The 13566-nt window shown below is 72.0% G+C and carries 17 protein-coding genes and 1 tRNA gene; 8 read left to right on the top strand and 10 right to left on the bottom strand.

Features of this window, described 5'->3' with window-relative positions; genetic code table 11:
* Positions 1 to 164: 164 nt before the first annotated feature.
* Entirely contained in the window at positions 165 to 1100 is a 936-nt protein-coding gene (locus ACZ5L9_RS08565; RefSeq protein WP_464536152.1) for an ATP-binding protein, read from the top strand.
* Positions 1101 to 1136: 36 nt separating this feature from the next.
* On the opposite strand, the gene ACZ5L9_RS08560 is transcribed toward ACZ5L9_RS08565, so the two are convergent.
* A complete protein-coding gene (locus ACZ5L9_RS08560) occupies positions 1137 to 1736 on the bottom strand; it encodes a TetR/AcrR family transcriptional regulator (protein ID WP_464536150.1) in 600 nt (199 codons plus the stop codon).
* A gap of 81 nt (positions 1737 to 1817) precedes the next feature.
* On the opposite strand from ACZ5L9_RS08560, the gene ACZ5L9_RS08555 reads away from it, so the two are divergent.
* The 5 genes from ACZ5L9_RS08555 to crcB all read left to right on the top strand — a co-directional run bounded on the left by ACZ5L9_RS08555 (position 1818) and on the right by crcB (position 5163).
* Positions 1818 to 2618, top strand: coding sequence for an SDR family NAD(P)-dependent oxidoreductase (locus ACZ5L9_RS08555; protein WP_464536148.1), 801 nt, complete (start codon positions 1818 to 1820; stop codon positions 2616 to 2618).
* The gene (locus tag ACZ5L9_RS08550) at positions 2615 to 3649 is read left to right on the top strand and encodes a zinc-binding dehydrogenase (protein WP_464536146.1); all 1035 of its coding nucleotides are present in this window, start codon (positions 2615 to 2617) and stop codon (positions 3647 to 3649) included. Before ACZ5L9_RS08555 ends, ACZ5L9_RS08550 begins: the two co-directional genes overlap by 4 nt.
* A gap of 20 nt (positions 3650 to 3669) precedes the next feature.
* Positions 3670 to 4191 carry a nuclear transport factor 2 family protein gene (locus ACZ5L9_RS08545; protein WP_464536144.1) on the top strand — a complete coding sequence of 174 codons (522 nt, stop codon included), beginning with the start codon at positions 3670 to 3672 and terminating at the stop codon, positions 4189 to 4191.
* A gap of 100 nt (positions 4192 to 4291) precedes the next feature.
* Positions 4292 to 4801: a fluoride efflux transporter FluC gene (locus tag ACZ5L9_RS08540; protein ID WP_464536142.1), complete on the top strand. Its 510-nt coding sequence runs from the start codon at positions 4292 to 4294 to the stop codon at positions 4799 to 4801.
* On the top strand, positions 4798 to 5163 hold the full coding sequence (gene crcB, locus ACZ5L9_RS08535) for a fluoride efflux transporter CrcB (protein WP_464536140.1): 366 nt from the start codon (positions 4798 to 4800) through the stop codon (positions 5161 to 5163). Before ACZ5L9_RS08540 ends, crcB begins: the two co-directional genes overlap by 4 nt.
* Before the next feature lie 54 nt (positions 5164 to 5217).
* Here crcB and ACZ5L9_RS08530 read toward each other — a convergent pair whose 3' ends face one another.
* Positions 5218 to 5562, bottom strand: coding sequence for a metallopeptidase family protein (locus ACZ5L9_RS08530; protein ID WP_464536138.1), 345 nt, complete (start codon positions 5560 to 5562; stop codon positions 5218 to 5220).
* 88 nt (positions 5563 to 5650) lie between these two features.
* On the opposite strand from ACZ5L9_RS08530, the gene ACZ5L9_RS08525 reads away from it, so the two are divergent.
* Both ACZ5L9_RS08525 and ACZ5L9_RS08520 read left to right on the top strand, forming a co-directional pair.
* Positions 5651 to 6310: a response regulator transcription factor gene (locus ACZ5L9_RS08525; protein ID WP_464536136.1), complete on the top strand. Its 660-nt coding sequence runs from the start codon at positions 5651 to 5653 to the stop codon at positions 6308 to 6310.
* Positions 6307 to 7731: an ATP-binding protein gene (locus tag ACZ5L9_RS08520; RefSeq protein WP_464536134.1), complete on the top strand. Its 1425-nt coding sequence runs from the start codon at positions 6307 to 6309 to the stop codon at positions 7729 to 7731. Before ACZ5L9_RS08525 ends, ACZ5L9_RS08520 begins: the two co-directional genes overlap by 4 nt.
* Here ACZ5L9_RS08520 and ACZ5L9_RS08515 read toward each other — a convergent pair.
* The 8 genes from ACZ5L9_RS08515 to ACZ5L9_RS08480 form a co-directional block, all read right to left on the bottom strand.
* Positions 7716 to 9263 (bottom strand): ArnT family glycosyltransferase, encoded by a 1548-nt coding sequence (locus tag ACZ5L9_RS08515; protein ID WP_464536132.1) that lies wholly within the window; start codon positions 9261 to 9263, stop codon positions 7716 to 7718. The genes ACZ5L9_RS08520 and ACZ5L9_RS08515 overlap by 16 nt on opposite strands.
* 13 nt (positions 9264 to 9276) lie before the next feature.
* Entirely contained in the window at positions 9277 to 10068 is a 792-nt protein-coding gene (locus ACZ5L9_RS08510) for a COG4705 family protein (protein ID WP_464536130.1), read from the bottom strand.
* Between the two features lie 162 nt (positions 10069 to 10230).
* A tRNA-Asp gene (locus ACZ5L9_RS08505) sits at positions 10231 to 10304 on the bottom strand.
* 108 nt (positions 10305 to 10412) lie between these two features.
* Positions 10413 to 10793 (bottom strand): TOBE domain-containing protein, encoded by a 381-nt coding sequence (locus ACZ5L9_RS08500; protein ID WP_464536128.1) that lies wholly within the window; start codon positions 10791 to 10793, stop codon positions 10413 to 10415.
* A 29-nt stretch (positions 10794 to 10822) separates the two neighbouring features.
* Entirely contained in the window at positions 10823 to 11734 is a 912-nt protein-coding gene (locus ACZ5L9_RS08495) for an ABC transporter ATP-binding protein (RefSeq protein WP_464536126.1), read from the bottom strand.
* Positions 11731 to 12447, bottom strand: coding sequence for an ABC transporter permease (locus ACZ5L9_RS08490; protein WP_464536124.1), 717 nt, complete (start codon positions 12445 to 12447; stop codon positions 11731 to 11733). The genes ACZ5L9_RS08495 and ACZ5L9_RS08490 overlap by 4 nt, the downstream gene beginning before the upstream one ends.
* Positions 12444 to 12857 (bottom strand): DUF2149 domain-containing protein, encoded by a 414-nt coding sequence (locus ACZ5L9_RS08485; RefSeq protein ID WP_464536122.1) that lies wholly within the window; start codon positions 12855 to 12857, stop codon positions 12444 to 12446. The genes ACZ5L9_RS08490 and ACZ5L9_RS08485 overlap by 4 nt, the downstream gene beginning before the upstream one ends.
* Positions 12854 to 13501 carry a MotA/TolQ/ExbB proton channel family protein gene (locus ACZ5L9_RS08480; RefSeq protein ID WP_464536120.1) on the bottom strand — a complete coding sequence of 216 codons (648 nt, stop codon included), beginning with the start codon at positions 13499 to 13501 and terminating at the stop codon, positions 12854 to 12856. Before ACZ5L9_RS08480 ends, ACZ5L9_RS08485 begins: the two co-directional genes overlap by 4 nt.
* Between the last annotated feature and the right edge of the window lie 65 nt (positions 13502 to 13566).

The raw sequence follows: 13566 nt of genomic DNA, 5'->3' as shown, positions 1-13566 counted from the left end.
TTCGGGGTACCCATCTCGATGGTCACACCAGCGAGCGGAATAAATCACTCGTTTGGGGTGGCTTTCACACGGGTATGAGGGCCCAAGACAGACTGCTCACTGTCGCGCTACCGTTCCGCCATCGCCTCGCCAACGTCTCGGCCGTCACGCAGGAGAATGCAAGCGTGCCTCTTACCCGCCCCGCCCTGACCCTGGCCCGCGGTCCCCGCGGCGTCCAGGACGCGCGGCGCTGGGTGGTGCAGACCTGCGAGGACATCGGCCGGCCGGACCTGATCGAGTGCGCCGAGCTCGGCGTCTCCGAGCTGGTCACCAACGCCGTCCTGCACGGCGCGGACCCGATCCAGGTCCGGGTCCGCGGCACCCGCGAGCACCCCCGCGTCGAGGTGCGCGATGCCTCCGTCGAGGGTCCGATCCTTCCCGGGCCGCTCGGCCTGGACCCCGACGACGACCTGCTGCTCACCTTCGGCCGCGGCCTCTCGATCGTGGCCCGCAGCTCGGACGCGTGGGGCGCGGAGATCGAGTCCGACGGCAAGGTGGTCTGGTTCGCGCCGGCGAGCGAGCTCTCCGAGGACGAAGGGGTCGAGGGCATCATCCACGGCCCCGACGCCGCCGAGGAGGAGGAGATCGACGACCCGGTGGACGTCCGGATCCTCGGTGTCCCGCTGCGCCACTACGTCGGCTTCCAGACCCACTTCCGCGAGCTGCGCCGCGAGGTCCGCCTGCTCGCCGTCGCCCACGAGGCCGACTACCCCCTCGCCAAGACGCTCTCGGACCTGTTCGGCACCCTCGAGCGCCAGCTCCGCGACGGGATCGGGCTGAGCGACATGGAGGGAGCGCTGGCGCAGAACGCCGACGTCGCGGACCTGTCCGTGAGGATGCCGCGCGAGGCCGCCGTCACGCTGCGCCGCTTCGTCGACCTGCTCGACGTCGCCGACGAGTTCTGCCGCCAGGAGCGTCTGCTCGCACTGGCACGTACCGACGATCAGCGCGAGTTCCAGCGCTGGTTCCTCGGCGAGTACGTCCGACAGGCCGCCGACGCGGATCCGACGCCGTGGGCGGAGCCGCCCGCGGCGCCCGCGACGCTGCGCGCCGTCCGCTAGCCAGCCGCGCCGTACGCCGCCGCAGATGACGGGCGATCAGGCGCCCTCTCCTCCCGGCCGCAGGATGCGAAGCATCATCTCGAGGATGCCCTCCAAGGAGATCCGGCGCACCGCGACCATCGCGAGATGCCCGCGAATCGTGACCGCGCCGAGCAGCATGTCGAAGGCATCGTCGGCGTCGACTCCGGTATCCACCGACCCGGCCGACGCGGCCTCGAGGATCGCGCGGAAGTGCGGCCGGGCCGAGGTCCGGAGGTAGACCTCCGGCGGCTGGGTCAGCGCCGCGCGTTGACGGTGACCCATGAGGCCACTCGCTGCGGCACGCGCCGCCGGTGCGTTCAGGACGGCGTCGTACTCCTGGATGAAGCTGAGGAGGTCGGCCCTCAGGTCGCCCGTCGGCTGCACCTGGGGAGCCCGCAGCCCGGGAAAGACCGCCTCCTCGATGAGCTCGACCCGCGAGGACCAGCGGCGATAGATCGCCGACGCGTGGATGTTCGCCCGCGCGGCGACCGCCTGGATGGTCGTCGCCTCGAAGCCGACCTCGACCAAGAGCTCCCGCGTCGCGGCCAGGGCACGCTCGTTGATCCGCAGATCGATCGGTCGCCCGCGTCGGGGCTGCGGCTGAGACTCGGGCACCTCCCCATCATAATTACAGGAGATGGTCTTCTATATATCGGCGAACGGTGCTACTTTTCCCGGCGATACGAGAGACGAGGGATGGCTGTGGAGTTCAACGAGAAGTACGGGCCGTGGGCCGTCATCGCCGGAGGATCCGACGGGACGGGGTCGGCCTTCGCGCGCAGCATCGCGCGCCGCGGCGTCAACGTCGTCCTGATCGCCCGCCGACACGACGTGCTGGACGAGACCGCCGAGGAGATCCGCGCCGCGTTCGGGGTCGAGGTCCGGACCATCGTGCAGGATCTCGCCGCCGGCGACGCTGCCGAGGCCATCGCCTCAGCCACGTCCGACCTCGAGGTGGGTCTCTACGTCTACAACGCGGGCGCCGACCCGGCGAGCCTCAAGTTCCTCGACAAGGACCTCGACGCACACCTGTCGATGGTGCAGCGCAACTGCGCCGCCGTGCTCGCCACGTCGTACGCGTTCGGCAAGCCGATGGTCGAGCGCGGCCGGGGCGGGGTCATCCTGGTGACCTCGGGCGCGGCCTGGGTCGGGGCTTCCTACCTCGCGACCTACGGCGCCACGAAGGCGTTCGACCTGATCCTGGCCGAAGCGCTGTGGGCCGAGTGGCGCGGCGAGGGCGTCGATGTGCTCGGGCTGGTCCTGTCGGTCACGGACACCCCTTCCCTGCGTCGCAACATCGAGGCGCAGGGAGGCGCGTCGTACGGCGATGCAGCGGATCCCGCCGACGTGGCCGAGGTCGCGCTCGAGCACCTCCCCCAGGGACCGACCTACACGTGGGGCCAGGAGAACGTCGGGGGCCCGTCGATGCTGGCCACTCTCGACCGCCGCGACGCCGTGCTCGCCATCAGCCAGGCCATGGAGGCCACACACGCATGAGGGCGGCCATCTTCCTCGACGGCAAGATCGAGGTCGGCGAGCACCCGGATCCCGTTCCCAGCCGCGGCCAGGCACTCGTGCGTACGCACGCGTGCGGCCTGTGCGCCGCCGATGCCCACTGGCTGCACCTCGGCTCGAAGATCATCGAGAGCTCCCGGCGCTACGGCGGGCTGTACGCCGACGTGGACCTCGACCGACCGATCGTGATGGGGCACGAGTTCACCGGCGAGATCGTGGCCTACGGTCGCGGCAGCCGCGAGCCGCTCCCGATCGGGACGAGGATCACCTCGATCCCCGTCGTGCTGGGCGAGGCCGGGCATCGCGTGATCGGCCAGGCACCTGAGCTCCCCGGCGGGTTCGGCGAGTACCTGCTGGTCGACGAGAACTTCATGATGGCGGTGCCGGCAGGTCTCGACGATGACCTCGCTGCCCTGACCGAGCCGCTCGCCGTCGGCCTGGAGCACGCCCGGTCGGGCGAGCCGATGCCCGACGACACGATCCTGGTGGTGGGGTGTGGCGCGATCGGGCTCGGCGTGATCGCCGGGCTCAGGCACCAGGGACTCGGCCCGATCATCGCCAGTGACCTGGACCCGGCGCGCCGGGCGATCGCCCTCTCGATGGGGGCGGACGCGGCGATCGATCCGCGGGAGCAGTCGCCGTACGAGCCGATCGGCACGGTCAGCAGTCAGGCGCCGACGCTGATCTACGAGTGCGTCGGCGCCCCGGGCATGCTCGCGCAGATCATGCGGTCGGCGGGCTGGCGGGCACGGATCGTCGTCGGCGGGTTCGGCCTCGAACCGGAGCAGATCTACATCCCGAACGGCCAGTCGAAGCGTCTGAAGATCCTGTTCGCGGCCGGCGAGGAGCCCCAGGACATGGAGCTCGCGCTGGCGTGCATCGGCGAGGGGAGGCTCGACATGGGCGCCTGGATCGGGGCCCGGATCGGGCTCTCGGAGGTCTCGACCTCACTCCTCGACATGCGTAGCCCCGGCGCCCCGGTGCGCACCGTGCTCGATCCACGCCGCCTCTGACACAGCAAGGAGTCACGATCATGGACGATCTGTCGGTCCTTCTCGCCGAGCGCGAGATCCGCCAGCAGCTGAACAACTACTGCCGCGCGATGGACCGCTGCGATGCCGAGCTCGGCACCGCCGTGTTCCACCCCGATTCGGAGGTCGACTACGGCCCGATGTTCCAAGGCTCGGGCGCGGGCTTCGTGCGGTTCGCCCTCTCCGGCCACCAGCACATGGAGACGCACGCTCACCGCATCACGAACGTGAGCGTCCATGTCACAGGAGAAGCCGCCGGAACCGAGAGCTATGTCGACGCACGCTTCCGGATGGCGCACGACGGCACCACCGTCGAGATGAGCTCCTGCGGCCGATTCGTCGATCAGTGGGAGTGGCACGACGGACGCTGGCTCATCCGCGGACGCCGCTACCTCCATGGCACCGACAGCACCCGCGTCGTCGACCCGCCCGCCTTCCCCACGGGAGGGACGCGCGACGTCGGCGATGTCTCCTACGAGGTGCTCGCGTCCCGGTCGAGCAGCGCACCTCACGGCATCGTCTAGAGTGGCGTGCGATGGCGGTGGGGCTCGCCGACAACCGTGACCGCGAGGTCGCCAACAGTCCCTACCTGATGATCCACACCCAGGTAGGAGGAGTGCGCCCATGACCACGCCCGAGCCGCGCGCGGAGACCGATCCCGATGTCGAGCTTGCCGTACGACCGGCGCCACACCCGTGGCTGGTGCTGCGCGAGCACGCGCACCTCGTCCCGGTGATCGCCGTCGGCGGCGCGCTCGGCTCGCTCGCCCGCTGGGGCCTGGCACAGGCCCTGCCGCATCCGACCGGCACCTGGGCGTGGGCGACGCTGTGGGCCAACCTGGCGGGCGCGTTCCTGCTCGGCCTGCTGATGGCCCTGATGCTGACGATCTGGTCGCACACCCGCTACGTCCGCCCGCTGCTGGGCGTGGGCGTACTGGGCGGCTTCACCACCTTCTCGACCGCGGAGCTCGACACGCGCGGGCTGATCGCCGCCGGCCATCCCGCCGAGGCGCTGGCCTACGTGGGCACGAGCGTCGCGCTCGGCCTGGTCGCCGTACTCGTGGGCCTGGCCGTCGGGACCGCGATCGTGCAGCGGGTCCGGGCGACCACGACGGAGACGGAGGCCGCGCGGTGACCGCGCTGCTGGTGCTGCTCGGCGGCGCGATCGGCGCGCCGACGCGCTACCTCACCGACGTGGTCGTGCAGTCCCGGCACGACTCGGTGCTGCCGTGGGGCACGATCTCGATCAACATCGCCGGCTCGTTCGTGCTCGGCCTGGTCGCGGGCCTGACGTCGGTCTCGGATGCGCCGGCCTGGGTGCTGACGTTGGTCGGCACCGGCTTCTGCGGCGCGCTGACGACGTTCTCGACGTTCTCGTACGAGACGGTCCGGCTGGCCGGAGCGCAGCGCTGGGGCGCCGCGATCGCGAACGTGGTGGTCTCGCTGGTGCTCGGCCTGATCGCCGTCGCGATCGGCTGGGAGCTCGGCACCCTCTGACCGTGCCGGGACGTCATACGTCTCGCTCCGCAGCGGCGCTCGGAGCGGATGACGTCACGCCCAGCCGAGGTCGTGCAGCCGGGCGTCGTCGATGCCGAAGTGGTGCCCGACCTCGTGGACGACGGTCACCCGGATCTCCCTGACGAGCTCCGCCTCGTCGGCGCAGAGGTCCATCAGCGGCCCGCGGAAGAGGAAGACCTGATCGGGCAGGTAGCCCGCCGCATCGAGGCCGAGCGTGCTGCCCTCGTAGAGCCCCAGCAGGTCGTCCGGCTCCCCCACCGGCGGCTCCTCCTCGACCAGCACGACGAGGTTGTGCACCATCGCGGCCAGCTCGGGCGGGATGGTGTCGAGGGCGTCGTCGACCAGCTCCTCGAACCGCTCGCGGCTGACCTCGACCATGCGTGCAACCTATCCAAGCGCCGGCCACCGTCAGGTTCTCGGCAGGCTCGGCTTCCTAGGCTCGTGGCAGGACGGAGCGGAGGTGGCCATGGCGACGATCGGGATCTGCGAGGACCAGCACGTCATCCGCGGCGCGCTGGCGAGAGGACTGCGCGCCGCAGGACACGACGTCGTACAGGCCGCGACCGGAGCCGAGGCGCTGCGGTTCATGGGACCGGACAGCGACGTGGACGCCCTCGTGATGGACATCGGCCTGCCCGATGCCGACGGACGGGACGTCGTTCAGGCGCTCAAGGCGGTCGGCCAGCACGCCCCCGTGCTCTTCCTGACCGCGCTCGACTCCACCGACGACCTGGTCCAAGGCTTCGAGTCCGGCGGTGACGACTACGTCGTGAAGCCGTTCGAGATCAAGGAGGTGCTCGTCCGCCTCGATGCGCTGGTGTGGCGCTCGATGAAGCGCCCCGCACCCGAGGTCGAGGTCGTGCTCGACCGGCTGTCGCACTCGCTGCGGACCCGGACCGGCGACGTGGCGCTGACCCCGACCGAGTTCGCCCTCCTGGCCGCCATCATGGAGGGCCGCGGCAAGGTCGTCTCGCGACGCACCGCCGTCGCCGCTGCCTGGCCCGACGCCGATGTCGCCGCCAACACCGTCGACTCCCTGATCCGCAGGCTCCGTCTCAAGATCGAGTCGGTCGGCTCGGCGGCCACGATCCAGACCGTACGAGGCAGCGGGTTCACGTTCGGGTGACAGCTCCTGGTCCGACCGCCGCCGGTGAGCCACGATCCGTCGCGTCGCGCGTCGGCACGCTGATCGGGGTCGGCGGCGACGCCGACTCCTACCGGCGTCGCCTGATCACCCTGACCGCCGTCTTCGCGACCGGCGTCGTGGTGGTGCTCGTCGTGATCTTCCAGGTCGCGCTCTCGCAGTCCTCCAACAGCGCCGTCGACGCGGTGCTCTCCAATCGTGCCGACGCGGTGATCAGCTCGGCCGACGCCACCTCGACCGACCAGACCCTCCAGGTGCCGACCGCGCACCTCGATCCCGGGGTCGCGGTCTACGGCGCCGACGGCGAGCTCGTCGGTGGCGTGGTGCCGCCCTCGCAGGCCGACCGCTTCGCCATGCTCTCCACCGCGACGACCGAGCGCACCGAGCGGCTCGGCGACGCCTTCGAGCTGTTGGCCCGTCCGTTCGAGACCGACTCCGGCGCCCGCGGCGTGGTGGTGATCTCGGAGCGCCTCGACACCTACCAGGACCTGATCCACGACGCCCTGGAGATCTCGCTCGGCGCCGGGGCGGTGATCGTCCTGCTCGCGACCTGTCTCACCGCATGGGCCAGCCGGCGGGCGCTCGAGCCGGTCTCGCAGATGGCCCGGACGGCCGACGCGTGGAGCCACTCCGACCTGGAGCGCCGCTTCGATCTCGGGCCACCGACCAACGAGATCCGGGCGCTCGGCCGGACCCTGGATGGGCTGCTCGAGCGGGTTCAGCGCGCCATCCTGGACGAGCAGCGCCTCACCTCCGAGCTGGCCCACGAGCTGCGGACGCCGCTGACCGTCGTGTTGGCCGTCGTCGAGGTCATCTCGAATCGCGACGACCTCGACGACGAGCTGCGCCAGGATCTCGCCGACATCGCGCAGACCTGCCGCGACATGGCCGCGACGATCACCAGCCTGCTGGACCTGGCCCGTTCCCAGACCGAGAGCGGACGCCCCGATCGGTCGCGGCCGCGCGAGGTCGTGACGAGGCTGTTGCGCGACATCGACCCGGACGGCCGGGTGCGCGTCGAGGTGGCGGCCGACACCGAGGCCGGAGTCTCCGCGGCCCTCACGGCACGCATCGTCGCGCCGGTCGTCGAGAACGGCCTGAGGTGGGCCGAGCGCGTCACGATCGCCGGCAGCACCGGCGGTGCCGGACGACTCGACGACGGTGGATGGATCGAACTCCACGTGACCGACGACGGCCCCGGCATCCGGGCGGATCGGGCCGAGGAGGTGTTCGTACCCGGCTATTCCACCGGTGGTGGCAGCGGCCTGGGCCTAGCGCTCGCGCGCCGCATCGCCCGCAGCGTCGGCGGCGACCTCCGCCTCGACGCTGCGTACCCCGGACCTGGCGCCGCCTTCGTGATCCGCCTCCCCGCCGCGGAGGGATCGCCTCAGTCGCGCTCGTAGATCCGCCACGTCCCGTCGGTGCTCACCCAGCGGTAGCGGTCATCCAGCACCTGCTGGCCGGAGGTCGCGTCGATGCCCCACGTGGCGAGGCTCGAGCCCGCCACCACCACCCACCGCGGCCCGCTCGACCGCTCGAGCACGGTGCTCAGCGTCGCCAGGCGGGGGTCCTGCACCCGGGCCGGCAGGCTCCACAGGTACGGGTACGGCGACGTCATCCCGGCGTCGGCGAGGATGTCCGGGTGGCCGAAGGCCACCACCGCGGTGTCGCCGAGGCGCCGGTGGTCGTCCAGGTATGTCGCGACCGCCCGGTCGTCGGACATCCGCGACGGGTGCTGCACGACGTGCACCAGCGCGACCGACGTGCTCGCCAGGGCCGCCGCGAGGGCGCCTGCGAGGAGTCGACGGCTCAGCATCCCTCGGCTCGTACCGGCGGCAGCCACCACGAGCAGCACGAGCCCCGGGACGAGCTCGATCAGGTAGTGGAGCCAGTAGCTGCCGCCGAGGAGCGCGGCCACGCTCGCCCACGCCAGCATCGGCAGCGCCACCCAGCGCAGATCGACGCGACCGGCGAGCGCAGCCGACGGACGGCGCGCCACGACGAGCGATGCGATCACCATCAGCGGTGCGGCCGACACGACGCCGGCGGAGAGCATCGCGTGCAACCGCAGCGTCGTGCCACCGCCGGCATGGGCGCCGATCAGCCGGCCGGCCTCGGCGCGGAACACGATGAGCGAGTCCCACAGCCGGTCGGGGGTGGTGCCGCGCGAGGCGGCCAGGCCGGCTCCGGCCACCAGCGTGCTGCCGGCCCCGATCGACGCCGCGGCCAGGAGGCACACAGCTGATCGGACCCGACCCCTCACGGCGAGGACGATCCCGGCCGCGAGGAGGGCGACGAAGACGTCGACCAGGTTCTGCTTGATCAGCAGCGCCGCCGCACCGAGGACGCCCGCGAGGACCGCCGCGCGCGCCCGCGATCGGTCGGTGGCGCGGGGCTCCACCGCAGCGATCAGGGCTGCCAGCCCGCCGAGGACGAAGGGCATCGCGAGCAGCTCGCCGTCGACGTTGGTCACCCCGAACGACGGGGTCGCGAGGAAGATCGCCGCGCTCGACGCCGCCCAGCGCCCGACCCGCCGATCGCCGTACCTCCCGCCGAGGCGGCCCGCGATCAGGACCGTCGCGAGGACCGCGAGCATGCCGAGCAGGCGCAGCGCGACCCGCCCGCCGAGCAGGTGGACCAGCCCGTACGTCGCGATGAGCAGGGGCGGCCGGTCGACGAAGAACCCGCCGTAGGTCGACGCGCCGCGGCTCCAGTGCTCGGCGACCAGCAGGAAGCCGCCCTCGTCGGGCGAGAGCGGCGCGGCGACGAACAGCAGCCGGGACAACGCCGCACCCACCGCGACGAGGAGCACGACGCGATCCCACCGCTCGGCGAGCGCCCCGCTCCACGGTGGATCCGCGGCAGCACGGGCCGGGAGCTCGTGGACGGCTGGCACGACGGCCACCCCGCCCGCGCCCCGCGACCCCGTGGCCATGCCCGCCTCGTCCTCACGCCTCGGCGTACGGACTCTTCCCGATCCGGTCGACCCTGGTCGCGGTGAGGTAGATGACCACGGCGAGGATCGCGGCCAGGAACGCCAGGCTCGGCCAGAGGGTGCCCCAGCCGAGCCCGCCTTCGGAGGTGTCGGAGGCCAGGAAGTCGCCGATGTTCGCACCCAACGGGCGGGTGAGGATGAACGCGATCCAGAAGGTCAGGACCGCGTTCACGCCCGCCCTCCAGGCGACGAGGATGAGCGCGATCAGGCCCAGCGGGAGCAGGATCGAGGCGCCCGGGCCCCAGCCGGTCAGCTCGACGGTCCAGTCGCCGAGCGCGGTGCCCAGTGCGAAGGTGACCAGCACGGTGAGCCAGTACCAGCCCTCGCGCGAGCCGGTGTCGACGGTATGGATCGACAGGGTGCGCTCGCGGGCGTACCAGCCGGCGAACACGGCCAGGAGGAGGGCCGAGAAGACGGTGCTGCTGACCCACAACGGCACGTTGTGGCCGTCCGTCAGGTTGTCGGTCAGCAGGGTGCCCTCGACGCTGACCAGCACGACGGTGAGCCAGTAGATCCACGGCGTGTAGCGGCGGGCGCGGAGCTGGACCGCCAGCGCGGCGACCAGCGCGACGCCGAACAGCACGGTCGTGTTGACCAGGCCGAACCCGAGCGTCTCGTTGACGTAGTCGGCGAAGCTCTCGCCCACGCTGGTGCACAGGATCTTGATGATCCAGAAGTAGACGGTGATCTCGGGGACCTTGTTGAGCATGGTCGCACGAGCGCCCGGTGCGGTCAGCTGTGTCATGCGATCAACGATCGAGCGCGCTCTGTGCCACCCGCCTGACCGCTGACGGCAGCTCTCGGGGTGCTCGGCTATCGCTTGTAACGCGGTGTTGCAGCATCTTCTGCGGTGACGGCAGAAATGCGACGAAGCCGCATCCTGATGGATGCGGCTTCCTCGATCTTGCGACCCCGACGGGACTTGAACCCGCGGCCTCCGCCGTGACAGGGCGGCGCGCTAACCAACTGCGCTACGGGGCCTTGGCGCTCCTCACCGCGAGGCCTTCGCGGCGGGAACGAGTAGAAACTTATACGAGGGTGCGCGAGGACGCCTAATCGGGGCGGCACCCACCCCGCCGAACGGGCATCTCAGCGCTCCCGCTCGACGATCACGTTGGTCGACTTCACCACCGCGGCAGCGGTGACGCCGGGCTCGAGGCCGAGCTCGTCGGCGGCCTCGCGGCTCATCAGCGAGACCACCCGGAAGTCGCCGCAGGCGAGCTCGACCTGGGCCATCACGCCATCTCGTACGACAGCAGTGACGACGCCGGTCAGCCGGTTGCGGGCGCTGGAGGTGCGCTCGCGGCCGCGGTTGGCAGCACGCAGCTCGGGCAGGCGATCGGCATCGAGGACGCGCTGGTTGCCGCGGCGCTCGAACGCGATGCGCCCCTCGCCCTCCCAGCGGCGCAGCGTGTCCGGGCTGACCCCGAGGGCCTGGGCGACCTCACCGATGCGCAGGTACTTCGGCATGACTCGGAGGCTACCGCCTCCGCGGGCACTCAGGCCGGGAAGCGTGCCCCGCCGGCCAGCGCGATCCGCACGGAGTCGCCCGCCACCAGGTCGACGGAGGGGTGGAGCGCGAAGAGCGTGCCGCCCGATGTCGCCACCTCGACGCGCGCACCGTCCTCGAGCCGGACGACACGACGTACGGTCCCCTCGAGGTCGCCGGACGGGTCGAGCCGCACGTGGACGGGACGGGTCAGCACCAGCTCCCCGGCGATCTCGACCTGGCCGTCGTAGCCCAGGAAGCGGGCCACCTGCGGCGTCGGCGGGGACTGCATCAGGGCGTCGGGCGGCGCGTCGGCGACGATCCGGCCATCCATCATCACCAGCACCCGGTCGGCCAGCGCCCACGCGTCGGCGCGGTCGTGCAGCACCACAATCACCGCCCCCGCGGCCGAGCGCAGGGTGGCTGCGGTGTCGGCGACCAGGGCGCGCTGGGTCTCGGCGTCGAGACCGGCGAACGGCTCGTCGAGCAGCAACAGGTCGGCGCCCACCGCGACCCCGCGGGCGAGGTGGACCCGGCGTCGCTCGCCGCCCGAGAGGGCGATCGCGGGACGCGTGGCGAGGTGGTCGGCGCGCATCCCGCGCAGCGCGGCCTCCGTGCGCTCGCGGCGCTGCGCCCGCGGCACGCCGAACCACGCCTGCGCCAGGTCCACGTTCGCCCGCACCGAGCGCGAGGCGAGCCCTGGAGTCTGCAGCACGGTGGCGACCCGGCCCTCGACGCGGGCGCTGCCCGAGGCCGCGGGCAGGATGCCTCCGATCGTCTCGAGCAGGGTGCTCTTGCCGGCGCCGTTGGGGCCGAGGACGGCGATCACCTCGCCGCGCTCGGCGGTGAAGCCGATCCCGTCGAGGACGCACCGCCCGCCGCGACGCACCTCCAGGTCGGCGACCTCCAGCACCGCGCTCACGACGAGCGTCCGATCCGGCGCTGCCCACCGGTGTACTGGATGACGGTGAGGATCGCGGTGATGATCAGGATGAGGCCGAGCAGCAGGATGCCGATCGCGATGCCGTCGGCGTAGCGTCCGGCGCCGACCCGGTCGAGTGCCGCGGAGGCGAGCGTCTGGGTGGCGTACTCCGCGTTGCCGCCCACGATCGCGACCGCGCCGACCTCGGAGAGCCCGGAGCCGACCGCCGCGATGATCGCGGCCATCACCCCCACCCGGGCCTCGCGCAGCGCCAGCAGCGCGATCCGGTGGCGCCGCGCGCCGAAGGCTCGGGCCTGGGCGATCAGACCGGGAGCGATGTCGGAGATGGCCGAGATCGTCAGCGCGATGATGATCGGCAGCGCCAGGATCGTCTGGGCGATGTAGACCGCCCGGAGCGTGAAGATCAGGTGGAACCGGCCCAGCGGCGCCTGCGGGAACATCAGCACCGCGAGGATGACGCCGACGATCACCGGCGGCAGGCCCAGACCCGCGTTGGCCAGGGCCACCAGGATGCCCCGCCCGCGGAACCGGCCCAGCCCGATCGCCAGCCCGATCGGCAGGCCCACGACCACCGCGATGGCGGTGGACAGGGCACAGACGCGCAGGGTGACGTCGACCAGCCCCCAGAGGTACGGGTCGTGGGTGACGATCAGGTGCCACGCCTCGCGCAGGCCCTGCCACAGGAAGCTCACGGGGTGGGACCTGCGGTGGGCTGGGAGGTCGGCTGGGAGGTCGGCTGGGAGGTCGGCTGGGAGGTCGGCTGGGACGTGGCGGCCGCGCCGGTGGTCGGCACGACGTAGACCAGGGTGCCGTCCGCGAGGCGGTAGACCTCGCCGACCCGGGTGCCGGTGCCGATGACGCTGGGGCCGCCGGACGGGACCGGCCCGCTGGTCTCGCCCGGCTTGAGCGTGACCGCGTCGGACGGGACCGGCTTGGTCAGCCCGGTGCGGGTGACGGCCGAGTCGAGGTGGAGCGAGGCGAGCGCGGCCAGCAGGAAGGCGAGCGAGAGGACGATGCCGAGGTCGAACAGGTTGACCAGCCCGTCCAGTGGGTCACCGGCCCGGTCCTCGTACCGGTGGGCGCGGCGGCTGACCTTGATCACGGCGCCGCGGCCTCGACCGCCTCGGCGGGCTCGCTGAGGATGGCGGCGACGTACTCCAGGTCGGAGTAGTCCTGTCCGTAGAGCCGGTCGCGCAGCAGCGACAGGGCGAAGGCCAGTGCACCGACGAGCAGGCCGAGGACGGTGATGCTGAAGGCGATTCGGAGGTTGTCGGTGAGCTCGGTGACCTCGCCGTTGGCGAGGCCCTCGAGAGCCGGGGAGAGCGGGATGAGGGTGCCCATCAGGCCCAGCGCGGGGCCGAAGCGGACCAGCAGCCGGGTCAGCGTCAGGCGGCTCTGGCAGACGAAGTCGAAGTCGGCGAGCCGCTTGGCGAGGTGCGGCTCGGGGTTGGGCAGGCCGCTGTCGGTGACCAGGTGACGCAGGGCGTCGCCCATCGCGCCGCTCCAGGCGACCGGGGCGAGCGCCTGCTGGGCGCCCTCGACGTCACCCGCGTCGATCCGCTGCCGGGCGGTGGCCGCGGCCGCGGCGAGCCGCGGGAAGCGTCGCCGGCTGCGCTGCGCGGCCTCGACCGCGAAGGCCCCGGTCTCGTAGACCACCACCGCGAGGGCGACGAGCGCGAGGATCACGACGGGCAGCTCGAGGCTCGCGGCGACCTTGAAGACGGCGTCGTAGATGTGATCGCTCATGCACGTTCTCGCTTCGCTCCGTGCGCGCACGAGGCACCGCACGCACTGGGGTGGATGGCGAGGCC

Source organism: Nocardioides sp. JCM 18998 (assembly GCF_055391535.1).
Note: the sequence above shows the minus strand (reverse complement) of the source record. Positions and strands in the feature narration are given on the sequence as shown.